Genomic DNA, 24,856 nt, shown 5'->3' with positions numbered 1-24,856 from the left:
GACCGGGGCCGGTGTTTCCGCTGGCCAATGCACGTGTGCGCCCCCGGCAGGACTCGAACCTGCGGCCAAGCGCTTAGAAGGCGCCTGCTCTATCCACTGAGCTACGGGGGCCTGGTGCGGCCTCTGTCGTGGTGCCCGGGTGCGGGCTGATCCGTGACGTTGCCGGGGACAAGGATAAAGCTCCTGGTTCCTTGCCCTTGCTGCTTCGCCTCCGTGGCACGATGTGGAGGTTCGGTGAAGCGGTCCTGATAATCGCAGGCAGGTACGAATCGTGCACCGCTTTTGGCGCCTTACGCCCCGGGTGTTGTGCACTCGTTATGCCTCGACTGTGACTGATCCCCAGTCGCCCCTTCCGCCCCTTGTGTCCGGTCGGCACGCAGACATGAGCATATGCTTCAGAATTCCCCTAAAATTGGGCATTCTTCGCATGTGGTGACCTTGGACGTACGGCCTCAGCTGCTCGACGCACTCTCCACCCTGCGCGACCGTGTCGCCGCCTCCCGCTTCCCGCTGCCCCTGGCGGGGGCCCCACGCGCGCGTGCCAACCGCGATGAACTGCTCGCGCAGCTCGACGACTATCTGGTGCCCCGGCTCAGAGAGCCCGACGCGCCGCTGCTGGCCGTCATCGGGGGCTCCACCGGCGCCGGGAAGTCCACGCTCGTCAACTCCCTGGTGGGGCGGCGGGTCAGTGAGGCGGGCGTGTTGCGGCCGACCACCCGGACGCCGGTGCTCGTCTGCCATCCGGAGGACCATCACTGGTTCAGCGGGATGCGGGTGCTGCCCCAGCTCACCCGGGTCTGGGTGCCGCACCAGGAACCCGGCGACGATCTTCTGCTGCCCGGTGAGAACCCCGCGCGGGTGCTGCGGATCGAGACCGCCGACACGCTGCCGCCCGGCCTCGCCCTGCTGGACGCGCCCGACATCGACTCCCTGGTCGCCGACAACCGCGTGCTGGCCGCCGAGCTGATCTGCGCCGCCGACATCTGGGTGATGGTCACCACCGCGGCCCGCTACGCCGACGCCGTGCCCTGGCATCTGCTGCGCACCGCCAAGGAGTACCGGGCGACCCTGGTCACCGTCCTCGACCGGGTGCCGCACCAGGTGGTCACCGAGGTCTCCCGGCAGTACGGCGCGCTGCTCACCAAGGCCGGGCTGGGGGACGTGCCCCGTTTCACCGTGCCCGAGCTGCCCGAGTCCGCCTGGGGCGGCGGACTGCTGCCCGCCAGCGCCGTCGCCGCGCTGCGCACCTGGCTGCTCCACCAGGCCCAGGACCCCGGCGCCCGCCGCCACACCGTGACCCGTACGGCGTACGGGATGCTGGACTCGCTCAAGGCCCGGATGCCCGAGCTGGCCGGTGCCGCCGCCGCCCAGTACGCCGCCGCCCTGCGGCTGACCTCCGCCGTGGACGGCGCCTACGACAGCGAGCACGCGCGGGTGCGCGGCCGACTCCAGTCGGGGGCCGTGCTCGCGGGCGACGCCCTCAAGCGCTGGCGCGCCTTCCCGCTGGACTGCTCCGCCGCCGAGCTGCTCGACGCGCTGGTGGAGAGCCTCGGGGAACTGCTCATGTGCGCCGTCACGGCCGCCGACGAACGGGTCGAGGAGTCCTGGCGCCGCGAGCCCGCCGCGGGCGCCCCCGGGCTCGGGGAGCGCGACACGCCGCCGGAGAACGCCGAGCACCGCATCGGCGTGTCGGTCCGCCGCTGGCGGCGCGAGCTGGAGGAGTACGCGGAGGACGAGGTGCGCGACCTCGACCGCGGGGCCACACCCGACCCCGAGCTGATCGCCGCCCTGGTCGCCACCGCGCTGCTCGGCGGGCGCCGGGCCCGGGTCGCCGGGGAGCGGCTCGCCGAGCGGCTCGGCGCCCATGGCGCGCTGCGGCTGCGCGACCGGGGCGGACGGCTGCTCGGCGAGTACGTCGACCGGGTGATGCACATCGAACGTGAACGCCGGCTCGCCCCGCTGGACGCGCTGGACGTCCACGCCGAGCCGCAGGCCGAACTCATCGCCGCGCTGTCCGTACTTCAGAAGGAGAGGTGAGCGGTGACCGCCGCCACGGACACTGACCAGGACCAGACGGACCACGCCGAGCCCGAGGAGACGGCGGCGGTGGCCTCCGGGGAGGGGGGCCGGGTCGACGCCGCCGGGTCGGGGGCCGTCGACGGCGACGGGGCGCTGCCCGGAGAGGGTCCTGAGGAAGGGCTCGCAGGGGGGTCCGAGGGCGGGCTCCCCGGAGATTCCGTCGACGCCGCCGGACGCGGCGGGGAGGTGTCCCGCGCGGGAGGCGGCTCCGGCGACACGCCGGGAGACGCCCCTGAGGGCCTGACCAAGGACACGCCCCGGCGCGGCGCTCCCAAGGACCCTCCCCCGCCGCCGCCCCGGCCCACCGAGCCGCCCCGCCCCGCCACCAGGCCCACCGTCCCGCCCCTCCAGGACACGGCCGCGAACACGAACACGAACGCAGCCCCGGACCCGGACACCGGGGCCGTCTGGGACGACGGGCTGATCGCGCGGCGGGTGACCGAGGACACCGACGACGAGGACGGCGAGCAGCGGCCCGCCCCGGCCGCCGTGGAGCCGCGCGGCGGCGGCGCCCTCCCCGTCACCCCGCTGGCCTTCGACGGCCCCCTGCGCTCCCGTCTGGACGCGCTGCGCGAACTGGTCGGCCTGTCCCGGACCCGGCTGGACAGCCGCACCCTCGCCGAGGCGGGCCAGGTGCTGGACGAGGCCGCCGCCCGGCGCCGGCTGTCCGGGCAGCACACCGTCGTCGCCCTCGCCGGAGCCACCGGCAGCGGCAAGTCGCAGCTGTTCAACGCGCTCGCCGGGGTCACCATCTCCGAGACCGGCGTACGGCGGCCCACCACGTCCTCGCCCATCGCGTGCAGCTGGAGCGACGGGGCCGCGGGCCTCATCGACCGGCTCGGCATCCCCGGGCGGCTGCGCCGCCGCCCCCTGCACAGCGCCGAGGCCGAGGCGCAGTTGCGCGGCCTCGTCCTGATCGACCTGCCCGACCTGGACTCGGCCGCCGTACGGCACCGCGAGGAGGCGGACCGGGTGCTCGCGCTGGTGGACGCGGTGATCTGGGTCGTGGACCCGGAGAAGTACGCGGACGCCGTGCTGCACGAGCGGTATCTGCGGCCGATGGCGGGACACGCCGAGGTCATGTTCGTGGTCCTCAACCAGATCGACCGGCTGCCCGGCGAGGCCGCCGAACAGGTCCTCGACGACCTGCGGCGCCTCCTGGACGAGGACGGCATCGCGCTCGGCGAGTACGGCGAACCGGGCGCCAATGTCCTCGCCCTGTCCGCGCTGACCGGCGACGGTCTGGGCGAGCTGCGGGAGGCGCTGGGCCAGTTCGTGGCCGAGCGGGGCGCCGCGGCGCGCCGGATCTCCGCCGACATGGACGCCGCCGCGGCCCGGCTGCGGCCGGTGTACGCGACCGGGCGGCGCGGCGGGCTGAGCGAGGAGGCACGCGACGAGTTCTCGGCGCGGCTCGCCGACTCGGTGGGCGCGGGCGCGGCGGGCGAGGCCGCGGAGCGGGCCTGGCTGCGCAACGCGAACCGCGCCTGCGGCACGCCGTGGCTGCGGCTGTGGCGCTGGTACCAGGACCGGGGCGAGCAGCAGACCGGACGGCTGCCGGTGCGCGGCCCGGCGGACGAGGAGGCCACCGCGCGGCAGCGGGTCGAGCAGGCGGTACGGACGGTCGCCGACCGGGCGTCGGCGGGGCTGCCCGCGCCCTGGGCGGTGGCGGTGCGGGAGGCGGCGGCGCGCGGCTCGCAGGGGCTGCCGGAGGCGCTGGACGAGCTGGCCACCCGCGCGGGGCTGCCGATGGAACGGCCGCCCAGGCCCGGCTGGTGGCCGGTCGCGGTCCTCGCCCAGGCCGCCATGACCCTGCTCCAGATCGCGGGCGGGCTGTGGCTGGTGGGGCAGATCACCGGGGTGATGGCGCCCAACCTCGGGGTGCCGGTGCTGCTGATGGTCGTCGGGATCGTGGGCGGCCCGCTGGTCGAGTGGAGCTGCCGCCTGGCGGCCCGGGGACCGGCCCGCCGCTACGGCCTGGAGGCGGAACGGCGGCTGCGCGAGTCCGCGGCGGCCTGCGGCCGGGCCCGCGTCCTGGACCCCGTCGCCGCGGAGCTGCTCCGCTACCGGGAGGTCAGGGAGCAGTACGGGAAGGTGGTGGGGGTGGGGGTAGGGGTGTCCTAGGGCGGGGTCCGGGGGTGGTGCCCTGGGGGCGGGACATGTGCGGGCGGTCGCCGGTGCCGCGCTTGACGCGCTTGACAGGCCGGGCGTGTCGTGGGGCGGTACCGGAGCGTGTCGTCCGGTGGCATCACCGGTGGGCGGCCTGGACGCCTGTGGTGTCCCACGGCGGGACGGGGATGTCACACCCTGGGGACCCGGCGCGTCGTCGGGCGGGTTCAGCCAGGGGGGCGCCTTGGCGGGATCGGGGGTGTCACGCCCTCAAGGGGGGCAGGCAGGGCGCCTCGTCCATGAGTCCACCGTGAGTCCACGGTGTCTTCGGGCGGGATCCAGGGTGCCGCGTCTGGAAGGCCGGCGCAGGAGTTCTCAGCCCACCCCCCGTTCCTCCAGCGCCGACTTGAGGCAGCGCAAGGCGTAGTACACGCGGGACTTGACCGTGCCCTGGGGGACGCCCAGGGCCTCCGCCGCCTGGCGGGTGGTGTGGTCGGCGAAGAACGTCGCCCGCAGCACATCGCGGTGGGCCGGGGTCAGCTCCTCCAGCGCCTGCTGCACCACCACCGACGACAGCAACTGTTCGATGTCGTCCGCCTCGGCGCTCCACTCGCCCAGCCAGATGTCGCCGCTTATCTCCAGCGGGCGGGCCTTGCGGGTGCGGTGGGCGTCGATGACCAGATTGCGGGCGACGCGGAACATCCAGGGGCGGACGGCCATCCCCTCGCCGTCGGTCAGGTTCTGGGTGTTCCAGCAGCGCAGCAGGGTCTCCTGGACGACGTCCTCCGCACGGTGGGTGTCGCCGCCCAGCAGGCGCAGCACATACGTGTAGAGGGCCGGGCCATGGGCCAGATACAGATCGCGCAGTGCCCGTTCCTCGGGTGAGGCCGCGGTCGCCGATCCGATGACCGTCACGTTCATGGTGTGCTCCAGCTCCTTGGGACGACCGGAGCCGGTCCGGGTGACCGGGAGCGGGGCCGTCCTGGGGAACGGAGTGTTCCGAGGGGCGATCCATGCCCGATTGACGCCGCGTGTACGCACGTTCCCCACCCGTGTACCGGCGCCCCAGCCGTACCGTCCGGTGTCACCGCACGGACACCTGGCGCGCACGTCATCCCCACATACGCAGCGCCGGATCAGGGGGAAAGGGGGGCGAAACGGGGGTACTTGCGCGGGTGTCCCGCGCGTATATCGGGGCCCGCCCCGTCCTGTCCCGGCTCGTCTCATACATACGCCGCCAGCGAGTCCACATAGCCCCGTACCCGCTCCGCGATGATCCGGTGGCCCGGGGCCAAAAGGCCCCGGGTGTTCAGGACGTCCCACATGTGGAGCAGTTCACGGCCGTGGGTCAGCGCCGCGCCGTCGTCGTCCAGCCGCTGCCAGAACGCCGCCGCCCGTGCCACGTCGCCCGGCGCCCGGAGGTCCCCGGCCCCGCAGCGGATACGGGCCACCCCCAGGGCCAGGACCACGGCCTCGCGGTGCTCGCCCGCCAGGTGGGCGACGTACGCCTCCAGGGAGCGGGCCTCCAGCGCGTGCGGGTCGTCGGCGCCCACCTCGCGCGTGACGCTCTTGCGCAGGGCGGTCGCCGCGGCGAACGCGTCCTCCAGGCGCCCGTCCCCGGCCAGTCTGTTGACCCGGGCGATCCGTTCGGTGAACGCCAGCGGCAGGCTTGCGGACATGCCCGCCGCGTCCACCGGCTCCATGGGCGGGGTCTCACGGGCCGCCGCCCTGGCCCGGCCGAAGACGGCGGCCAGGGCGGAGGAGGCCGTCTCGGCGGGCGGGACGGAGGGGGCGGGGGCGCCCTCCATAGGGGCGTCCTCCACGGGAGCGTCCTCCATAGGGACGTCCTCCACGGGAGCGTCCTCCATAAGGGCGTCCTCCACGCGGGGCCCGGCGTCGTCGCCCTCGTCGTCGTCCTCGTCGTCGTCCTCGTCGTCCTCCTCCCCGTACGCCAGGTCCTCCGGCAGGAGCAGGCGGCTCGAACCGTCCGGGGACACCTGGAGCGCGAAGTCGTCCACGCCGGAGCCCTGGTTGACGATCGCCTCCACCACCGCGCCCCGCTCCTGCGCGTACCGCTGCAACCGGTCCAGGACGGCCTCGTGCACCGACTCGCCGGGGGCGACGGCGATCGGCTCGCCGTCGATCTCGGCCGGTCCGTCGTCGGAGAGGTACACCTCGAAGCGGTCGGCGCGGTCCATCACGGTCTCCTCGGTCGTACGGGAACGGTCGTGCGGGGACGGTCCGTATGGGGACGGTCGTACGTCACGGGGGCGGCGTCCGGGCGGTCGTCCGTCATGGGGCGGTCTCGGTCGGGGTGACGCCCGGAGTGGCCCCTGAGGGCGGCGGCGCCAACCCGCTGTACTTGGAGAACTGGGCCCGGATACGGGCGATATAGCCCTGCACCTCCTGGGAGGTGGGCACACCGCGTGCCGCGCGGACCGCGTCCATGCCGACCTCGTAGGCCGCCAGGGTCAGGTCCAGGACGGTCCCCTCGGCCTGCTTGGAGTTGATCAGCTGCTCGGCCTCGCCGGCCAGCTCGCACATGTACCGGCCCTGAGCCATGATCGAGTCCGCCTTGTCGAAGGCGGAGGTCTTGCCGTTGTCGTCGTCGTCCTTGCCGTGCTTCTCGAAGATCTCGGGCGGCAGTTGCGCGATGCCCTCCTCGCCCTTCGGGCCGACCATCGCCGCGTTGAAGCCGGACTCGGCCTCCAGTTGCGAGGCGATCACGATAGGGCCGATCGCGCCGCACAGCTCGCCCGCCTCCTCGATGTGCTCCAGCAGGTCGTCGGGGACGGTGCCGGCGTCGAGGGCGCCCTTGCCGTCGCCCTCGAAGATGTCGATGGCCTCCTGCCCCTTGTCCTCGTAGGAGCCCACGTCGTCACCGCCGCCGCCACCGCCGGTGAAGAGCAGGATCAGCGCGATGATCGGCGCCAGCAGGACGCCGAACCCGCCGAAGATGACGATGACCACCGCCGCGCCCGCCGCGACCAGCGGCATCATCAGACAGCCGCAACTGCCCCCGGCGATCAGGGCGTTGCGGACCGCGTGGGACGGCTCCTCCTCCTCGCTCCCTCCCATGCGCACCGCCTTCTTCCGCTCGCCTTGAACCGCCATGGCCGGCCACCCGTTGTGCTGTCCGCCGGGCTCGACACACCAACGGGCCCCGAGGCAAAGAAGTTCAAACCGGTGGAAAACAGATGAGAGACCACGGCAAGCGCACGAGCGCCGAGCACGACGAGGGCGTCGAGGACGTCAAAGGCGTCACGGGCGTCGAGGGCGTCAAGAGCGCGGAGAGCGACGAAGGGGCGGAACGCGGATGAGTACGCGCCCGGCCAGGGCCGCCGGCCCACCGTCCTGGGAACGGGGACCCAACTCCGCGTCCCCGGCCGCCCCGGCACGCCCCGCGCCACAGAATCCCCAGACTCCCCAGGCTCCGCAGGCTCCTCGCGCCGATCGGTCCGCGCCCGCGTCACGGACGCCCCGGCCCGCCGACCGGACGCCCCGGCCACCCGAGCCCGACACCGATCACGGGCGCGGGAATGCGAACGGGAACGGGCGCGGTGGCCGTACGACGGCCAGGGACGGTTCGCCCACGGCCGCGGCGGCCCCCGTACGCGCGCCCAGCCGCCCGGCACCGGGACGGGAAGCGCCCGGACGAGAAGCGCCCGGACGGCAGCCGGGACGGAAAGCCCCGCGTCCGGCGCCCGCCCCCTCGCCCGCCCCCTCCCCCGCCACCACCCGCACCCCCCGCCCCCGTGCCACCGGCGCCGCCCGCCCCGCCGTCCCCGCCGTCCCCGACGGCACCTGGGGGCACCGGCCCGAGCGTCCGGGGCCGGTGCGCGGGCGGACGCGGGACGAGGTCGGCTGGGTCAAGGCACACGGCGGAGCCGGGGTCACCTCGCTGGTGGAGGTGCTCGGCGGAGTGGACGTCGGGGTCCGCTGGCCCGACCCCGGGCGGGGCGAGCCACGCCGGGTCGTACTGGTCGGACGGACCAGCGCCAACGGGCTGCGGTCGGTGTCGCAGGCGCTGCGGGCGCTGGAGGAGGGGCACGCCCCGCGCGGCCTCGACCTGGTGTGCGTGGTCCTGGTGGCCGACGCCCCGGGTCTGCTGCCGCTCGCCCTGCTGCGCCGGATCAGGATCGTCCGGTCGGTCGCCCGGGTGCACCGGCTGCCCTGGATACCCGCCTGGCGGGAGGGCGGCCAGCCCCGGCGGCTGCCCGCACAACTCGACCGGCTCGGTGCCCTGGTGGGCGCCGGGGCGGACACGGAGAGGAGGGGACGCCGATGACACCGTTCTCGGCCACCACGCTCGCCGCGGTGTTCAACCCGGAGTCGGCGAGGCTGGGCGACGCGAAGGGGACCGGGCTGCTCGGCATCCTCGCCTACAGCGCGTCCATCGCGGGCATCATCGGGCTGCTGACCGTCGGCCTCACCATGGCGCTCCAGTTGCGGCGCGGCGAACCGGGCGAGGGCGGCGAGCATTTCCGGGGCCTGTTCCTCGTAGGTCTCGCCTCGCTCGTCGCCACCACGGCGGGGCCGCTGGTCGCCTTCCTGGGCGATCTGTCGCTCCTGGGCGATCCGCCCCCGTTGTCGAAGCCCTAGCCCATGACCGTGCCCATGCCCATGCCCATGCTCATGCCCGTACCCGCGTCCTGGCCCACGCCCATGCCCTGGCCCATGCCCCAGCCCGCCCCCTGACCCGCGCGGCGGGCCGCCCCGCCCGTCCCGCAGATGCGTGCCCGCGCTTCCCGTCCCCGCCCGTCCCTCCCCGTCCCCACCTCCGTCCCCACCTCCGTCCCTCCCCCGCCCACAGCCCCCGTCCACACCTCCGGTCCACACCCCCGGTCCGGAACCCCCGTCCCCAGACAGCATCGATTCTCCGGAGATCCTCATGTCGCATCTGCTCACCGAGGCCGCCAACCTGCTCGCCGCCGCACCCGTGCCACAGGACATACAGCCCAAGGCGCCCGAGCAGCTCCAGACCAAGGTCAACACCGTGCTGAGCCTGGTCGCCTGGGCCGGTACCGCCGCCGGAGTGGTCGGCGTGCTGGTCACCGGCACGATGATGGCCGTCTCCGTCAAGCGCGGCGAGAGTTCCGAGCACATGAGCCGGCTCGGCATGGTGCTGGGCGGCTGTGTGCTGGTCGCGACCGCGGGACCGGTCGTCAACTTCCTCTTCACATAAGCCGAGTTCCTCGTCAAGCAAGCCGAGCCGGGCCGAAGGAGACGGTGGGCCAGATGTTCTTCCGCAGAGGTCGCAGGGAGCGGCGCGCCGAGGAGACCGAGCCGTACTGGAGACAGCGCGGCTGGCAGTGGTCGGCCGTCTTCCTCTTTCTCGTGTTCGCCGTCGGCGGGCTGGTCACGCTGCTGGCGCCGGGCTCGGACGCCGGGGCACGACCGGCCGCCGAGGGACCGCTGTCGGACGCCGCCGACCGGGGCGACGCCCGCCCCGGCGGCTGCGCGACCGACGACCGGGCCGGGGCGGCGGCGCCCACGGGCCCGCCCGAAGACCTGACCTGGCGCACTCTCGGGATCGCCCGGGTGCCCGTCTCGGCCACGGCCGGACCCACCCGCTTCGACGGGGACGTCTGGTGGTGCTACGCGCACACGCCCACCGGCGCGGCGCTGGCGGCCACCGTGATCCTCGGCCATATGAGCGAGCCGGGCTGGCGGACCGTCACCGACCAGCAACTGGTGGACGGGGGCGCGCGGAGGATGTTCGAGTTCCTGCGCTCCCGGTCCGAGGACACGGTCCGCCCGCCCAACGGCGCGCCCGCCTCCGTGCACATGGGCTTCTCCCTGACGTCGTACACCTCCACCAAGGCGACCGTGGCCCTGCTGATCAAGGGCGACGAGGGGTTCACGGCGACCTCGGTCCAGTTGCGCTGGGACGGCGGCGACTGGAAGGTGCTCCCCCAGGGCAGCGGGTCCCTGTACTCGGAGCCGACGACCGCCTCGAACACCACCGGCTATGTGCTGTGGGGGGCGTGACACATGTGTGACTCCGGCAACCCGGTCGTCAAGTTCATCCTCGGCTTCTTCAAGTTCCTGGCGAACCCGATCGGCGAGGTCCTCAACCAGATCGCGAACTTCGTGCTGTCGGCCGCCTACATGGTGTTCGGGGCGCTCATCGCCGAGATCCCGACCCTGGAGTCGATGAACCCCTCGCAGCAGATCAACCGCCAGACGCAGTGGCTCGTGGTCTATCTGGCGGTCGGCTCGCTGATCTTCGCCGCGGGCAAGATGGCCCTGGAGCGCAAGGGCACCGCGGGGATCACCGCGCTCAAGGGGATCATGCGGGTGGTGCTCGTCTCGGGCGCCGCGACCATGGTCATCGGCAGCGCGGTCGTCCTCTCCGACGCCTACGCCGACCATCTGTTCACGGTGGGCGCCGAGAAGCACCTCGACTCGATCGGCAGTTGCTCGGACTTCGGCGGCATCGGGGCGTTCGCCAAACTGATCCTGGCCTTCCTGCTGCTGCTCTCCGCCATCCTCCAGACGATCCTGCTCTACGTCCGGATGGGCGTCCTGATCGTGCTCCTCGGCACGCTGCCGATGGCCGCCGCGGCGTCCATGACGGACTGGGGCGCCAGTTGGTGGCGCAAGCACCTGGCCTGGCTGATCGCCTGGCTGCTCTACAAACCCGCGGTCGGACTCGTGCTCTACGCGGGCTCGGTGATGCTCAACTCCGGCAAGGGGGAGGACGAGGGCGACGCCACGATCCACACCCGGATCGCCGGTGTCGCCGTGATGCTGCTGTCCGCCGTCGCGCTGCCCGCGCTGCTGAAGCTGATCGTGCCCGCCGTGGGCGCGCTGGGCACGGGCAATCCGGGCGGCGAGGCGATGAGTGTCGCCGGGGGGATCGCCTCCGGCGCGATCCAGCTCGCCGGGCGGGGCAGCCCCTCCAGTGGTGGTGGCTCCGGTGGGGCGGGCACCCGCGGTCCGTCCGGAGCGGCCTCGTCCGGGGGCGGCGCCGGGGTGAGCGGCGCGGCGGGCGGCAAGGGCTCACCGGGCACCAGTGGTGCCGGGGGCTCCGCCGGCGGAGGCTCCTCCGGCACCAAGGGCGAGCAGGGCGGACCCTCGGGCGCGGGCCGCGGCGGAGGCAGCGGTAACGGCGCTGGTGTCGGCAGCGGTGGCGGGGGCGCCGGGGCGGCCTCCGGGGCCGGTCGGGCCGCGGCGGTCGCGGGACCGGCCGGAGTGGCAGCCGCCGCCACGGTGGGCGTCGTGGCGGCCGGGACCCAGGCCGCCGCCAGGGGCGCCGCTCAGGGCGTCGAGAGCAACGACCCCCAGCAGGGCAGTTCATGAGGGGCGGCGCGGGACTCCCAGGAGCCGGATTCGCCCGCCCCGCCCCGCCCCCGCCTCCCCTGCGCGTCCTGTGAACGACCGCCGGGCTCCACCGCCCCCTGGGAGCCCGGCGGTCCCCCGCCGACGCGGGCGACCGCGCCGGTTCCCTCCCCCCTTCCGACCCTTCCGAGAAAGGCCCCCCATCGATGTCCAGCGAAGCCGCCACCCATCCGACCTACGGCAACTGGCGCAGGCCCCGCAGGCCGGGCCTCGGGCCGCTCGGCATGGTCGGCACCTTCGGGGTCTTCGGCGGGCTGGTCCTCACCCTGCTGGCGTCCCTGATCTCGCTCACGGCCGCCCTGATCGTGGCCCTCCCGATCGCGCTGGTCCTGGCCCCGCTCACGGTCCGCACCCAGGACGGCCGCAACGTCTACCAGTTGGTCACCCTGCGTATCGGCTGGCTGCGCCGGAAGTCGAAGGGCGCCCATCTGTATGTGTCGGGGCCGATGTCGGCCCGGCCTGGCGGGCGGTTCCGGCCGCCGGGGCTGCTCAACAAGGTGACCGCGACGGAGGGACGGGACGCCTACGACCGCCCCTTCGGCGTCCTGCACCACCCGACCCGCAACCTCTACACCATCGTCCTCGGCTGCGAACCCGACGGCGGTTCGCTGATCGACCCGGACCAGGTCGACGTCTGGGTGGCGCTGTGGGGCGAGTGGCTGGCCCGGCTGGCGCACGAACCGGGGCTGCGCGGCGCGTCGGTGATCGTGGAGACCGCCCCGGACTCCGGTACCCGGCTCGCCCACGAGGTGCTGCCCCGTATCCATCCGGACGCCCCCGCCGCCGCCCGCGCGGTGATGGAGGAGGTCGTCGAGCGTTATCCGATGGCCTCGTCCGAGATGCACACCTACATCACGCTCACCTACAGCGTCCCCGGCGTCCAGCGCCGTAAGAAGGACGAGGTCATCGCCGATCTCGCGATCCGTATCCCGGGGCTGCTGAGCGGACTGGTCGCGGCCGGGGGCGGGGCCGCGTACCCGCTGTCGGCGGAGCGGATCGCCGAGGTCGTACGGGTCGCCTACGACCCGGCGGTGGCCGGTGACGTCCTCACCGCCCGCGCCCAGCACGGCGGTACGGGGCTGGAGTGGGACGACGCCGGTCCGGCGGCGGCGGTCGAGACGGTGAACGCGTACCAGCACGACTCGGGGGTGTCCCGGACCTGGCTGATGACGCTGGCGCCGCGCGGCACGGTCCGTTCCTCGGTACTGCGGGGGATGCTGGAGGCGTCGCCCGTCACCCGGCGCAAGCGGGTCGCGCTGGTCTACCGGCCGATCGACCCGGCGACCTCGGCGCGGATCGTGGAGGCGGACCGGCGCAGCGCCCAGTTCATGGCCACGTCCGGCAAGGGCATGGTGCAGGCGCGGGCGGCCACCGAGGTGCGGGCGGCCGAGCAGACCGCGGCGGAGGAGGCGTCGGGCGCGGGCCTGGTGGAGTTCTCGCTGATGCTGACGGTGACCGTCGACACGCTGGACGAACTCGCGGACGCCAGTGTGGCCGTGCGGAATCTGACGGCGGCGTCCCGGGTCCTGATGCGCCCGGCGGACCGGATGCAGGCAGCGGCGTTCAGCTGCACCTTGCCCGCCGGAATCCTCCCGTGGGAGCAGACCCTCGTACCCCACGAGTTGCAGGAGGCCCTGTGAGCGGGCGGACGGGCACGGGCGGGGAGGGGACGCGGGTGAACGAGCGGACCGGGATACGCGGGGCAGCGGACGGCACGGGCGGGGAGGGGACGCGGGTGAGCGGGCGGACCGGGACGGACAGGACGGCGGACGGCACGGGCCGGCAGCGGACACCGGCGAGCGGGCGGACGAGATCCAGCGGGGACACGGACCGCACGGGCCGGGAGCGGACACCGGCGAGCGGGCGGACAGGATCCGGCGGGGACACGGACCGCACGGGTCGGCAGCGGACACCGGCGAGCGGGCGGACAGGATTCGGCGGGGACGCGGACGGCACGGGACCGGAGGGCGCGCGATGAGCGGGCGGCGGGAGCGCAGGCAGGCGGAGCTGGCGGACCGGGTCGCGGAGGAACGGCAGGCGGGGCTGCTGCCGGAGCGGGAGCCGGTGGAGAGGAAGCCGCCCGCGCGGTCCCGGCCGCTGTATGTGCCGCCGCGCGGCTGGCTGGGCGCGGGTGGCGGCCGGGTCGGCTACCTCGATCCGCCGACCATGTGGCGGGCCACCACCGTGCAGGCGTGCGGCATGTGGCCGTTCTCCGCCGGGTCGGGGTCCCCGATGACGGGGGTGCCACTCGGGCAGCATCTGTTCACCGGGGCCACGGTCTGCGGTGACCCGCTGAACTGGTTCACCCGCGCCCGGTACATCTCCAACCCCTCGCTGTTCATGCTGGGGATGCCCGGTCTGGGCAAGTCGACGCTGATCAACCGGATGCTGATCGGGCTGTCCGCGACCGGGGTGGTGCCGCTGGTGCTGGGCGACCTCAAGCCGGACTACGCGGACACCGTGCGGGCGCTGGGCGGACAGGTCATCTCCATCGGGCGCGGCCGGGGCGGCATCAACGTGCTGGATCCGGGCGCGATGGGGGCCGCCGCGCGGCGGATCGGCGGCAAGGCGGGCGAGGTGCTGCTCGCGGAGGCGCACGGCCGGGTGCTGAACATGGTCGCCGCGCTGATCACCATCGTGCGCGGCCGGCCGATGGACGACCATGAGCAGTCCGTGCTGTCGGCGGTGCTGCACCAGTTGCGCGAACACCCCCCGGCGGGGCGGCCGGTGCTGCTGCCCGATGTGCTGCGGGTGCTGGCCGAGGGACCGGACCGGGTACGGGCGGTGACCCTGGACCGGGGTGACGTGACCCGCTACCGGGACGCCGTGGACCCGCTGCACCGCTCGCTGCTGGGCATCCTGGACGGACCGCTCGGCGACACGTTCGCCTCCGAGACCTCCACCCACATCGACCCGGACGCGCCCGCCGTGTGCATCGACATCTCCGGCATCGGCGAGGCGGACACCCAGCTGACCGCCGCCGCGATGCTGGCCGCGTGGTCGGACGGGCTGGGCACGGTGGCCGCCTCGCACGCCCTCGCGGACGCCGGACTCGCGCCCCGGCGCTGGTTCTTCACGGTCCTCGACGAGCTGTGGCGTCCGCTGCGGGCCGCGTCCGGCATCGTCGACCGGATCGACGCGCTGACCCGTCTCAACCGGTCCCTCGGACTCGGCGACGCGAAGATCACCCACACCCTGAAGGACGCCGAGGCGCTCGGCACCGACGCGGACCGGGCCAAGGCGCGCGGCTTCGTGGAGCGGGCCGGGATGGTGGTGTGCGCGGGGCTGCCCAAGGCGGAGATGGAGGACCTGGGGCGGGTGGTGGGCCTGTCCCGGCGGGAGATCGACCTGGTGTCGTCCTGGTCGTCGCCGCCCGGCTGGGGGGTCACCGGGGAGAACGAGGAGCCGCCCGGCCGGGGCCGGTTCCTGATCAAGGTCGGTGGCCGTCCCGGCATCCCCATCAAGGTCGCCATCACGGACGCCGAACGCCGGCTGCACAACACCAACACCCGCTGGACGCCGAACGCGGGGGCCGAGGGGTGAGCGGGCGGTCCCCGGGCGGCGGCGGCTCACTGCCCGACCAGCTCCAATGGGCGATCGTCGCGATGGCGGGCGCGGTCCTGCTCATGTTCACCCTGGCCTGGACGGGCGGCACGCTCGGCGCCGGGCTGACCGGCCACGGCTGGGCCGCGCCGCCCTTCACCCTGTCCAGCGCGGGACGGCTGGCGTCGGAGGGGACGGGCACGCTGTGGCCCGGGACCCCGCCCGCCGCCGTGTACGGGGGGATGCTGCTGATGGCGGCGCTGGTGTGCGCGCCCGTGGTGCTCGCCGTCCGGTTCGTGATGGGCCGGTTCACCAAGCCGGGCGGGCTGGCCGGGGCGCGGGAGCTGGCGGCGCTGGCCCCCAAGGGCGTCGAGGCCCGCGCCCGCGAACTGCGCCCCTCCCTGGCCGGGCGCGGGGAACTGCACCCGGACGAGACCGGCAACCTGCTGGGCGACCTCTCCCCCAGGGGCCCGGAGCTGCGCAGCAGTTATGAGGACGTGGAGCTGGACCTGATGGCGCCGCGCGCCGGGAAGTCCACCGGGATCGCGGTCCCCCGGGTGCTGCGCGCGCAGGGCGCGGTGCTGCTCACCTCCAACAAGTCCGACGTGTTCGCGGTGACCCGCGCGGCGCGGGCGGACGCGGGCACGGTGTGGACGTTCGACCCGCAGGGCATCGCGCACTCGCCGCGCGCCATGTGGTGGGACATGCTCGCCGAGTGCCACACCATCGAGGGCGCGCGCAGGCTGGCCGGGCACTTCGTGGCGTCCGTCAACGACGACACCGCGAAGAAGGACTTCTGGATCGCCGCCGCGCAGAACACCCTCACCGCGCTGTTCCTGGCCGCCGCGCGCGGCCGGGCGCCGGTCTCCGAGCTGCTCACCTGGCTCGCCGACCCCGCCGACCGTACGCCGATCGACCTCCTGCGCGATGTGGGGCTCCCGGCGATGGCGGAGCAGTTGCAGGGCACGATCCGGGGCGCGGTGGAGACCCGGGACGGCATCTACGAGACCGCCCGGCAGACCGTGTCCTGTCTCCTCGACCCGGAGATCCTCGCCTGGGTCACCCCGGACCCGGAACTGCCCGAGTTCCGCCCGGACCTGCATGTGCTGGGCACCGACACCCTGTATCTGCTGTCCAAGGACGGCGGTGGGTCGGCGGCCGGGGTGATCGCGGGCATGGCCGACGCGACGATGCGGGCGGGCGTGGTGGCCGCCGAGCGGATGGGCGGCCGGCTCGACCCGCCGCTGACGGCGGTGCTGGACGAGGCGGCGAACGTCTGCCGGATCTCCGACCTGCCCGATCTCTACTCGCACTTCGGCTCGCGCGGCATCAATGTGGTGACCCTGCTCCAGAGCTACCGGCAGGGCGCCCGGGTCTGGGGCGAGCTGGGCATGGACGCGCTGTGGAGCGCGGCCACCGTGAAGCTGCTGGGCGCGGGGCTTGACGACGCCGACTTCGTACAGAAGATCTCCACGCTGGTGGGGCAGCACGATGTGCGCACACCGAGCGTCTCGCACAGCAAGGACGGCTCCTCGCGCTCGTACTCCTACCGGCAGGAGGCCGTGCTGCCGCCGGACCAGATCCGGGCCCTGCCCAAGGGGTCGGCACTGCTGCTGGCCACGGGGGTGCGGCCCGCGCTGATCCGGCTGCGGCCCTGGTACAAGGAGCCGGGGGCCGCCGCGATCTCGGCGGCGGCGAAGGCGGAGACGCGGGCCATCACGGAGCGGGCGGCGGGTCGGCTGCCGGGGGCGACGGCGGTGCCGTCGGGGGTTTCATCGGGGGGCTCGTCCGGGGTGCCGTTGTCGAAGGGCCGTCACGACCGTCCCGGGGCGCCGAGGGCGGGACAGCCTCGTCAGGGGGACTCTCGGCAGGGGGGTCCTCGCTCGGGGGGTCCTCGCCCGGAGGGTCCTGGCCGCCGGGGGGACTCCCTGCAAGGCGGTCCCCGTCAAGCGGACCCCCGGCAAGGCGGTCCCCGTCAACCGGACTCCCGGCAGGAGGGTCCCGGCCGGGGGAACTCAGGGCAGGTCAGACCCCGTCAGGGGAGCTCGCCGCAGGGGGACTCCCGGCAGCAGGGTCCCCGCCAGGGGGACTCCCGGCAGGTCGGCCCTCGCCAAGGAGACTCCCGTCAGGCCGGACCCCGTCAAGCAAATCCCCAGCAAGTCGGACCCCGTCAAGGGAATCCCCGGCAAGTCGGTCCCCGCCAGGGGGGCTCCCCGCAGGGGGGACCCCGTCCGGGAGAGCCCCGTCAAGCGGACCCCCGGCAGGGAAATCCCCGTCAGGGCGGTCGCCGTGCCGACGGGTCCCGGCAGAACGGGTCCCCACAGGATGGGTCCCGGCAGAACGGGCCCCCTCAGGACGGGTCCCGGCGGAACGGGTCCCGGAACGATCCCCCGCAGAACGGGTCCCGGCAGGACGACCCTCGGCAGAACGACCCTCGGCGGGACGACCCCCAGGACGCCGCGCGAGCGTGACCGCACGCAGCACCAGCTCCACCGGGCCGTACCGAAAGCGCCGGGTCAGCAACGCTCCCGCGGTGAGCTGGGCGGCGTACAGGACGAGGCAGCCCGCGACGACGGCGGCGGCGCCCACCCGGTCGTAGAGCCCGGCGCCGTAGCCGGTGAAGACCAGGGCGAGGACGAGGGACTGGGTCAGGTAGTGGGTCAGGGCCAGTCGGCCGGAGGCGGCGAGCGCGCCCGCCACGCGGACGGCGGCCCGGCGGCGGGCGGCGCCGAGGAACAGCAGCAGCCCGCAGACGTAGACGGCGGTCAGGGCGGGGGCCGTCAGCACGGACACCGCCTGGCCCAGGTCGAACCAGCGGCTGTCCAGCGGCCCGGCGGTGCACAGCGCGCCGACCACGCCCCCGGCCAGGCCGAGCGGCAGCCAGCGCAGCGCGGTGCGGCGCAGCCACTCCCGGTCCCCGGCGCGCCGCTCCACGAGCCGTACCCGGGCCGCCGCCAGCCCGGCGAGGAACGCGGCGAACACGTCCGGCGCGTACAGCACGTTGGCGGCGATGGCGGGCGGCAGATGGTCCTGGTGGGCGCCGAGGACCGCGCCGAAGTCGCCGCGGTGGGCGGCGATCGTGTCGGCGACCGTGGGGGCGTACTCGGCGGGCGTGACCGGCGTCCCGACGGCGACGGCCAGCAGGCCCTCCAGCGTCAGCAGCGCGCCCAGCAGCACCACCAGCACCACCGCGAGCCGCACGGCCGTCCGGGGCGCGAGGCCGCGCAGCGCGTACAGCGGCAGGGCGAGCAGCGCGTACGCCATGAGGATGTCGCCGGGGTAGAGCAGCACGGCGTGGGCCAGGCCGAGGGCGAACAGGGCGAGGACGCGGCGCAGATGCCGGGGCCCGAACGGGCTGCCCGCGCGGAGCGCGGAACGTTCCTGGAGGACGAAGCTGTAGCCGAAGAGGAAGGCGAACAGCAGATAGAACTTGCCCGACACCAGCGCCGCGACCAGCCAGGCGACCACCCGGTCGAGCCCGCTCGCGTCGGGTCCGCCGCCGAAGCTGTAGTACGGCCCGGCGTACATCAGGGCGTTGACGAGCAGTATCCCCAGCAGCGCGAAGCCCCGGAGCGCGTCGAGCGGCACCACCCGGCGGCCGTCCCCGGCGGACTCGGGCGGCCGGACCGGGCGCGCCTCCCGGACACCGCTGCGCGCGTACGACCGCCCGCCCGCCGCCGGTCCCCCGCCCCCCACCGGCCTGCCATGGTCCCCGGCGGTCATGGTGTCACCGCGATGGCCAGCCCGAAGGCCAGGGTCGCGGAGACGAACCAGCCGAGGGACGGGGCCAGCAGATGGGCCGTGTTCCACAGCCGGGCCGCCGAGGGCCGGGTGCGCGGGTAGACCACGGGCACACTGGCGCCGACCCCGGGCAGCCCGCACAGCGGGGCGTACGCCCCCGGGTCCACGATCTGGAGGCGGCCCCCGTGGTCCGGGAACGCCACCAGGCCGCCGGGGCGCGGGTCGGGGCGCGGTCTGGCCCGTACCGTCCCCGTCGCGTGGGTGCCGCGCAGCCGCAGGCGCAGGGCGAACACGGCGGCGCGCAGGGCGAGCGCCAGACAGCACAGCCCCAGGCCCGTGCACACCGCGAGCAGCGCCGCCTCGGACCACCCGGCACCCATACGGCTCCCTCCCCGGCCCGCGTCAGGCCCTCTCGACTCCACAACGGGCCCCGGACACCGAACGGTTCCCGGCTCCTTGAACCGCTCCGCCGCACGGCCCCGTTGTGTGGGCGGACCACATCCGTGCCCCGCCCCACGAGAGGAGCCCCGGCCCGATGAGACGGACGCCGCGCGCCCGGCGCCACCGCACGCCGACGGTCGCCGCACTGACCCTCGCCCTGACGGCGGCGGTGGCGGCGCAGCCGGCCTGGGCGGAGCCCGGCACCCTCACCGAGGTGCGCGCCGAACTCCAGCGCCTGTACCGGGAGGCGGCGGTCGCCACGGACAAGTACAACGCGGCCGACGAGAAGGTGACCGCGCAGGAGAAGCGGGTCGGCACGCTGCGCACGCAGGTACGGGAGGCCGAGGGCAAGCTGTCCCGGCTGACCGGGCGGGCCGGGGCGGCGGCCCGCTCCCAGTACCGGTCCGGGACCGGCGCCAGTCTCCCGGTCGAGGTGCAGTTCGTGCTGGCGGACGACCCCGAGCGGGCCCTCGACAACGCCACGCTGGCCCGCCAGGCCCAGCAGGGCACGCTGGGCGTGATCACCGCACTCACCGAGACCGGCGAGGAACTGCGGGCCCGCAGCGGCGAGGCCGCCGAGGTGCTGGGCCGCCTGAAGACCAACCGCACGGCCCGGGACACCGAGCGCAAGAAGATCGAGCAGCGCATCGACGCCGCCGAGCGGCTGGAGGCGAGCCTCGCAGCGGAGCAACTGCGCGCGCTGGACGACCTGGACACCCGGGAGGCGAACGCCGCGCAGGACGCGTGGGTGGACACCGGTGTCCTGGACACGGTCGGCACCACCACCACGGCCGCCGGGAAGCGGGCCGTGGAGTACGCGGCGCGGCAGCTCGGCAAGCCGTACATCTGGGGCGCCGAGGGCCCCGGCGGCTACGACTGCTCGGGCCTCACCTCCCAGGCGTGGCTGGCGGCCGGGGTGACCATCCCGCGCACCTCGCAGCAGCAGTGGCAGGGCCTGACCCGCGTCCCGGTCGGCTCGATGCGCCCCGGCGACCTGATCATCTACTACGCCGACGCCAGCCATGTGGCGCTCTACATCGGCGACGGCCAGATGATCAACGCGCCCCGGCCCGGCCGGACGGTGTCGATCGCACCGGCCGGGTCGATGCCGATCCTCGGGGTGGTGCGGCCCGGTGCGTGAACCGACTCTCCCGGGCCGGGACTCGACCCCGCCCGCACCAGCGGCCGGTCCGCCCGATCCGCCCGCCGACGAGTCCCCCAAGGAGTCGCCGTTCATCCTCTACATGGAGGGTCCCGCCTACGCCCAGGCCCTGCGCGGGCTGACCCTGTGGACCCATCATGTGCTGCTGCCGGTGTACGGCCGGGAGGTCACCTCCTCCTCACCTTGGTGTTCCCGCTGGTGGGAGCACGCGGAGGCGATCGCCCAGCTGCACGGCCTGTGGCTGGCCTGGGAGGAGCTGACCGGGCCCGACGCGGACCTGACCGGACCGGCCGCCTGGCACCGCGACTACCTTCCGGCGGTCATGGACGCCCTGCGCGACCCGCAGGGCCCGTTCGCCGGGTGCAAGCCGGGCGCGCACCGGCCGAAGGACACGCCCGTGGTCGACGCGGTGGACCCGTTCGGCCCGCCGCGCGGCCGACGGTGAACCGCCGCCCCGGCGGGTCACGTTGTGCCTGCCGTCCAATCCCCAGTGGAAGGAAGGGCACATGGCACGACGTTCGGAATCACCCCAGTCCGGCTCCGACGGCAGTGACGCCTCCAACGCCAGCAGCTACCACTCCGCCTACATGGTGCAGGACCGGTCCACCGGTGAACGCCGGATCACCGACACCGAGATAGAGCCGGTCCCGGTCCCGGAGAGCGCGCCCGAACTGCCCCAGAACACGGAGGGTGTGTTCCTCGCCTCCGGTCCCGAGGCGACGACGGGGACGTACTTCTCCGTCAACCACGCCAAGGAGAAGGTCAAGTGCTGGTCGGACGCGACCCAGTCGTGGGTGCGGGAGAACCGGAAGTTCATGAGGGACCTCCTGCTCGACTTCACCCCCAACGCGTTCTCGTCCTTCGCCACCGCCTTTCCCGAGCAGGAGATGCCCCTTCAGGTCGCGGCCGGTGTGACCGGGGCGGGCGTCGCCGTCCGGGACGGCATACGCGGCTATCAGCACTACCAGCAGACCGGTGAGGTCTTCACCATGAACAACACCGCCGCGCTCTCGCGTATGAGTGCCGCGGTGTTCAACGCGACGAGCGCCGGGATCAAGGAGAGCCACCCGTTGGCCTCCCGGGCGACGGGAGCCCTGGGCACCGCGGCGTCCGCCTTCGCCGGCGGGCTCGACGTCGCCCAGGAGAACCAGGAGCGCAAGAAGGGCAAGCAGAAGGAGGACGTCGGGAACGAGCGCGGCGGCGAACTCGACCAGGGCTCGGAAGGCCGGGGCGACACCACCGCGTTCTCCACCAACGCCGGGCAGCACCGGCCGCGCGTGCCCCAGACGCAGTCGTCGTCCCAGCGCGGCGGGGAGACGTCGGAGCAGGGGTCGAGTCGCGGGAGCAAGAAGGGCAAGGAGAGCAGCCGCTCGGGCACGGACAAGAAGTACGAACGGCGCAAGGACAACTCGGGCGGCAAGAAGCGCTCGGCCTGACGCCGTCCGCCCCGGCGGGGCTCGCGGCGCCCGGCGTCTCCCCGGCCGCCCCCTGGGCGGCGGGCGGTGCGCTCCGGGGCGTCGCGAGCCGGACGGGGCGGCGGTCCCGGCATTGAACCGCTCGCCCCGGCCCAGCCGTTGTCGCTCCCCGTCAGCACCTGCGACCGGAGAGGGAACACCGTGGCGGACGACGACGACGATCACTCCGCACAGGACAACTCCCTCTACACACCGGGGACCCTGACCAAGCTCGTGAACATGACGTTCCGGCTGCTGGTGGCGGTCCGGGACCTGTTGCGGGCCCTGCGGAGGGAGGAGCGACTCGACCGCGGCCCCGACGACACACAGGGACACATCGTCGGTCCGCGCGAGCGGGACGGACGCCGGCAACTGCCCGACGACCCCGCGCTGCGGCGGGCCGCCGTCGCCCTGGACGAGGCCAGAGAGGAGATCATGGACGCCGACCACTGGTCCACCACCTCCGACCGCAGGTCCGCCGAGGAGCGCTGGACACGCCCGGCCCAGGCAGGCGCCCCCGGCCCCGTAGGGCGGCCCGCCGCACAGCCTTTCGCTCAGCCCTACACGCAGCCTCCCGCGCAACCCGTTACTCAGCCCTTCATGCAGCCCGGCGCCTGGCAGGAGCCGGATCTCTTCGCGCTGGACATGAACCGGCATACCGAGCGGGAACGCAGGGAGCGGGGCGGGCGGGGCGGGGAGGAGAGCGCCGTACGGCCCGTGTCCGAGGTGCCGCCGCCGCGACCGCCGAAGGAGCCGATCGACGGGCGGCGGAACGCCGTACCCGCCGACGAGTTCACGCCTCCCCCGCTTCCGATGAAGCTGCCCCTGGACGCGCCGCAGGGGCGCGCGGCGGAGGAACTGTCCCGGCCCTCGCGCCCCGCGCACCAGGCGGAGCCCGAGCACCAGCCCGTCGCCCCGGTGTCCCCGCTGCTCTCCGAACCCCCCACGCCCTTCCCGGTGTCCCCCGTCTCCCCCGTGTCTCCAGTGACAGCCACGTCGCCCCTCCCCCCTCGGCTGGACGTGCCCCCGCCCGACCGCTCGGACATCGGCGCCGATGTCACCGCCGCGCTCTCCCCCGAGGCGCGGGAGTTCCTCAGGAGCAGCCCGCGGCAGTCCCGGAGCCAGGACACCGCGTCCGCCCGTACCCGCGCGCACGAACCGGTCCGGAACACCACCGGGGCCAGGAAGAGCGCGGGCACTCCACGCCGGCCGGGCGGGCGCTGACCCAGCCGGGCCCTCCCGGCCGCCCGCCCCACCCGGCGTCACCCCCCCCACATCCACACGACGCACGGAAAGGCATGTTCGATGCGCCAACTGCGCAGACGTACCCAACTACTGTTGGCCCTGCTGCTGGTGATCGCCGGGGTCGGCGGCACCACCGCGGTCATCCAGTGGCAGCGCGGCGGTACGTCCATCAACAGCGAGAACGCGGCCGACGTCGGCGGCGCGGATCACACCGTGACGTTCCAGAACCGTACGGACGAACCCCTGTGGATCGGGGCGACCGTCAACGCCGACGGGTCGGCCGCGCTGACCGGGCTGCCCAAGCTGGACCCCGGGCAGTCCGCGACCATCACCGTCCCGGAGCACGCCGGGGCCGGGCACTGGCGCGGGAAGTTCTTCGCCCGCCAGGGATGCAGCGGGGAGGACGGGTCGACGTTCAAGTGCGTGGTCGGGGACTGCGGACCGTACGCCGACCGCTGTGTCACCGGTGAACAGCCCACCAGCCTCGCCGAGTTCAACTTCGATCCGAGGGACGCGCTGGCGCCCTGGTACAACGTCAGCTATGTCAACGCGGTGTCCGTGCCGGTCACCATCACGCCGGACGGTGTGCGGGTGCCGGAGTCGGGCCCCTGCCAGACGATGGGCTGTGCCAAGGACCTGATCGCCGCCTGTCCGCCGGAGAACCTGACCAAGGACCCGGCGACCGGCAGGGCGCTGGTCTGCGTCAACCCCAACCGGGACGCCAAGACGCCGTACAGCGACGCGATCAGCGGACAGTGCCCGACCGCGTACGCCTGGTCGAAGCAGGACACCGAGCCCGGCAACCAGACGGTCCGCCAGTGCACCGAGTGCACCGGCATGACGGTCGCCTTCGGCACCGGCACCGCCGCCTCCCCGCAGAACCCGGTGGAGCGGCCCGGCCCCGACCCGGCGCCCGCGCCGGACGACAAGCAGGTCACCGGCGGCGCCCGGGGCGTCAGCCTCAACCCGGTCCCCGGCGCCGCCGAGGCGCTGACCAACTCCGGTGCCGCCTGGTACTACAACTGGGCGTCCTCCACCGGCCCGCTCGCCAAGCCCCCGGGCATCGAGTACGTCCCGATGATCTGGGGTCCCGGCTCGGTCACCGACGCCGAGCTGAACGCGGCCAAGCAGGAGGGCACCAGCCTGCTCGCCTTCAACGAGCCCGACCACCGGGACCAGGCCAATATGTCACCGGAGCAGGCTCTCGACCTGTGGCCCCGGCTCCAGGCGACGGGGCTGCGGATGGGCGCCCCGGCCGTCGCCTCCGGCGCCGATCTGGAGGGCGGCTGGCTGGACCGGTTCATGAAGGGCGCCGCGGAGCGCGGGCTGCGCGTCGACTTCATCCCCGTCCACTGGTACGGCTCCGACTTCGGGCCGGACGCCGTGAACCATCTGCGGGACTACCTCCAGAAGGTGTCCGACCGCTACGGGAAGCCGGTCTGGCTGACCGAGTACGGGCTGATCGACTGGTCGTCCGGCGCCGCCCGCTATCCGAACGCTGAGGAGCAGGCCGCGTTCGTGCGGTCCTCCACCGAGATGCTCGACGGTCTGGACTTCGTGGAGCGCTACGCGTGGTTCACGCTCTCCACCCAGACCAGCCCGACCGGGCTCTACGACGGGACCGTCCCGAACGTCTCCGGTCAGGCGTACCGCGTGGAGGGCTGAGCGGCTGCCCCGTGGTGAACCGTGCCCACCTGCGTTGAACCGTCCCCACCCGTGAGCCGTTGTGCGGGTGGGGACA

The 24,856-nt window shown here is 74.1% G+C and carries 21 protein-coding genes, 1 tRNA gene and 1 pseudogene; 16 read left to right on the top strand and 7 right to left on the bottom strand.

The features are described from left to right. Positions 1–38: 38 nt before the first annotated feature. Positions 39–111: transfer RNA gene (locus tag AB0D49_RS34380), tRNA-Arg, on the bottom strand. Positions 112–429: 318 nt separating this feature from the next. Here AB0D49_RS34380 and AB0D49_RS34375 point away from each other — a divergent pair. Both AB0D49_RS34375 and AB0D49_RS34370 read left to right on the top strand, forming a co-directional pair. Next, a complete protein-coding gene (locus AB0D49_RS34375) occupies positions 430–2,037 on the top strand; it encodes a dynamin family protein (RefSeq protein WP_362765495.1) in 1,608 nt (535 codons plus the stop codon). A gap of 3 nt (positions 2,038–2,040) precedes the next feature. Further along, positions 2,041–4,200 (top strand): YfjP family GTPase, encoded by a 2,160-nt coding sequence (locus tag AB0D49_RS34370; RefSeq protein WP_362765491.1) that lies wholly within the window; start codon positions 2,041–2,043, stop codon positions 4,198–4,200. 360 nt (positions 4,201–4,560) lie between these two features. On the opposite strand, the gene AB0D49_RS34365 is transcribed toward AB0D49_RS34370, so the two are convergent. The 3 genes from AB0D49_RS34365 to AB0D49_RS34355 form a co-directional block, all read right to left on the bottom strand. Further along, positions 4,561–5,106, bottom strand: a complete 546-nt coding sequence (locus AB0D49_RS34365) for a sigma-70 family RNA polymerase sigma factor (RefSeq protein ID WP_362765488.1) — start codon at positions 5,104–5,106, stop codon at positions 4,561–4,563. Between the two features lie 302 nt (positions 5,107–5,408). Continuing rightward, the gene (locus AB0D49_RS34360; protein ID WP_362765486.1) at positions 5,409–6,383 is read right to left on the bottom strand and encodes a hypothetical protein; all 975 of its coding nucleotides are present in this window, start codon (positions 6,381–6,383) and stop codon (positions 5,409–5,411) included. 94 nt (positions 6,384–6,477) lie between these two features. Continuing rightward, positions 6,478–7,299: a transglycosylase SLT domain-containing protein gene (locus AB0D49_RS34355; RefSeq protein WP_362765483.1), complete on the bottom strand. Its 822-nt coding sequence runs from the start codon at positions 7,297–7,299 to the stop codon at positions 6,478–6,480. 83 nt (positions 7,300–7,382) lie between these two features. On the opposite strand from AB0D49_RS34355, the gene AB0D49_RS34350 reads away from it, so the two are divergent. From AB0D49_RS34350 to AB0D49_RS34340, 3 genes are all read left to right on the top strand, one after another. Then, on the top strand, positions 7,383–7,505 hold the full coding sequence (locus tag AB0D49_RS34350; RefSeq protein WP_362765480.1) for a hypothetical protein: 123 nt from the start codon (positions 7,383–7,385) through the stop codon (positions 7,503–7,505). Positions 7,506–8,020: 515 nt separating this feature from the next. Next, positions 8,021–8,473 carry a DUF6668 family protein gene (locus tag AB0D49_RS34345; RefSeq protein ID WP_362765477.1) on the top strand — a complete coding sequence of 151 codons (453 nt, stop codon included), beginning with the start codon at positions 8,021–8,023 and terminating at the stop codon, positions 8,471–8,473. Continuing rightward, on the top strand, positions 8,470–8,787 hold the full coding sequence (locus AB0D49_RS34340) for a hypothetical protein (protein WP_362765474.1): 318 nt from the start codon (positions 8,470–8,472) through the stop codon (positions 8,785–8,787). Before AB0D49_RS34345 ends, AB0D49_RS34340 begins: the two co-directional genes overlap by 4 nt. On the opposite strand, the gene AB0D49_RS34335 is transcribed toward AB0D49_RS34340, so the two are convergent. After that, complete coding sequence (locus AB0D49_RS34335; protein WP_362765471.1) at positions 8,784–8,975, bottom strand: hypothetical protein; 192 nt, start codon at positions 8,973–8,975, stop codon at positions 8,784–8,786. The two genes, AB0D49_RS34340 and AB0D49_RS34335, sit on opposite strands and share 4 nt — an antisense overlap. A gap of 101 nt (positions 8,976–9,076) precedes the next feature. Here AB0D49_RS34335 and AB0D49_RS34330 point away from each other — a divergent pair, with 101 nt between their 5' ends. The 6 genes from AB0D49_RS34330 to AB0D49_RS34305 all read left to right on the top strand — a co-directional run bounded on the left by AB0D49_RS34330 (position 9,077) and on the right by AB0D49_RS34305 (position 17,543). Beyond that, positions 9,077–9,370, top strand: a complete 294-nt coding sequence (locus AB0D49_RS34330) for a hypothetical protein (RefSeq protein ID WP_362765468.1) — start codon at positions 9,077–9,079, stop codon at positions 9,368–9,370. A gap of 53 nt (positions 9,371–9,423) precedes the next feature. Continuing rightward, the gene (locus AB0D49_RS34325) at positions 9,424–10,176 is read left to right on the top strand and encodes a hypothetical protein (protein ID WP_362765465.1); all 753 of its coding nucleotides are present in this window, start codon (positions 9,424–9,426) and stop codon (positions 10,174–10,176) included. 3 nt (positions 10,177–10,179) lie between these two features. Beyond that, complete coding sequence (locus tag AB0D49_RS34320) at positions 10,180–11,490, top strand: hypothetical protein (RefSeq protein WP_362765462.1); 1,311 nt, start codon at positions 10,180–10,182, stop codon at positions 11,488–11,490. Positions 11,491–11,675: 185 nt separating this feature from the next. Further along, a complete protein-coding gene (locus AB0D49_RS34315; RefSeq protein WP_362765459.1) occupies positions 11,676–13,169 on the top strand; it encodes an SCO6880 family protein in 1,494 nt (497 codons plus the stop codon). Positions 13,170–13,503: 334 nt separating this feature from the next. Next, the gene (locus tag AB0D49_RS34310) at positions 13,504–15,072 is read left to right on the top strand and encodes an ATP/GTP-binding protein (RefSeq protein WP_362765456.1); all 1,569 of its coding nucleotides are present in this window, start codon (positions 13,504–13,506) and stop codon (positions 15,070–15,072) included. An 83-nt stretch (positions 15,073–15,155) separates the two neighbouring features. After that, positions 15,156–17,543, top strand: a complete 2,388-nt coding sequence (locus AB0D49_RS34305) for a TraM recognition domain-containing protein (RefSeq protein WP_362765663.1) — start codon at positions 15,156–15,158, stop codon at positions 17,541–17,543. Positions 17,544–17,592: 49 nt separating this feature from the next. On the opposite strand, the pseudogene AB0D49_RS34300 reads toward AB0D49_RS34305, so the two are convergent. Then, positions 17,593–18,336 (bottom strand): annotated as a pseudogene (locus AB0D49_RS34300) (DUF418 domain-containing protein); the annotation flags it as partial. Between the two features lie 455 nt (positions 18,337–18,791). After that, positions 18,792–19,193 (bottom strand): hypothetical protein, encoded by a 402-nt coding sequence (locus AB0D49_RS34295; RefSeq protein ID WP_362765454.1) that lies wholly within the window; start codon positions 19,191–19,193, stop codon positions 18,792–18,794. 155 nt (positions 19,194–19,348) lie between these two features. Between AB0D49_RS34295 and AB0D49_RS34290 the strand changes: the two genes are divergently transcribed. From AB0D49_RS34290 to AB0D49_RS34270, 5 genes are all read left to right on the top strand, one after another. Then, the gene (locus AB0D49_RS34290; protein WP_362765451.1) at positions 19,349–20,395 is read left to right on the top strand and encodes an NlpC/P60 family protein; all 1,047 of its coding nucleotides are present in this window, start codon (positions 19,349–19,351) and stop codon (positions 20,393–20,395) included. A 103-nt stretch (positions 20,396–20,498) separates the two neighbouring features. After that, positions 20,499–20,861 carry a DUF4913 domain-containing protein gene (locus AB0D49_RS34285; RefSeq protein WP_362765661.1) on the top strand — a complete coding sequence of 121 codons (363 nt, stop codon included), beginning with the start codon at positions 20,499–20,501 and terminating at the stop codon, positions 20,859–20,861. Between the two features lie 61 nt (positions 20,862–20,922). Continuing rightward, the gene (locus AB0D49_RS34280) at positions 20,923–21,852 is read left to right on the top strand and encodes a hypothetical protein (RefSeq protein WP_362765448.1); all 930 of its coding nucleotides are present in this window, start codon (positions 20,923–20,925) and stop codon (positions 21,850–21,852) included. A 180-nt stretch (positions 21,853–22,032) separates the two neighbouring features. After that, positions 22,033–23,094 carry a hypothetical protein gene (locus tag AB0D49_RS34275; protein ID WP_362765446.1) on the top strand — a complete coding sequence of 354 codons (1,062 nt, stop codon included), beginning with the start codon at positions 22,033–22,035 and terminating at the stop codon, positions 23,092–23,094. A 114-nt stretch (positions 23,095–23,208) separates the two neighbouring features. Then, positions 23,209–24,780: a glycosyl hydrolase gene (locus tag AB0D49_RS34270; protein ID WP_362765444.1), complete on the top strand. Its 1,572-nt coding sequence runs from the start codon at positions 23,209–23,211 to the stop codon at positions 24,778–24,780. Positions 24,781–24,856 lie beyond the last annotated feature (76 nt).

This window comes from Streptomyces sp. NPDC048290 (genome assembly GCF_040652095.1).
Lineage (GTDB): Bacteria > Actinomycetota > Actinomycetes > Streptomycetales > Streptomycetaceae > Streptomyces.
The sequence above is the reverse complement of the archived record's forward strand: the minus strand, read 5'-3'. Positions and strand labels throughout refer to the sequence as shown.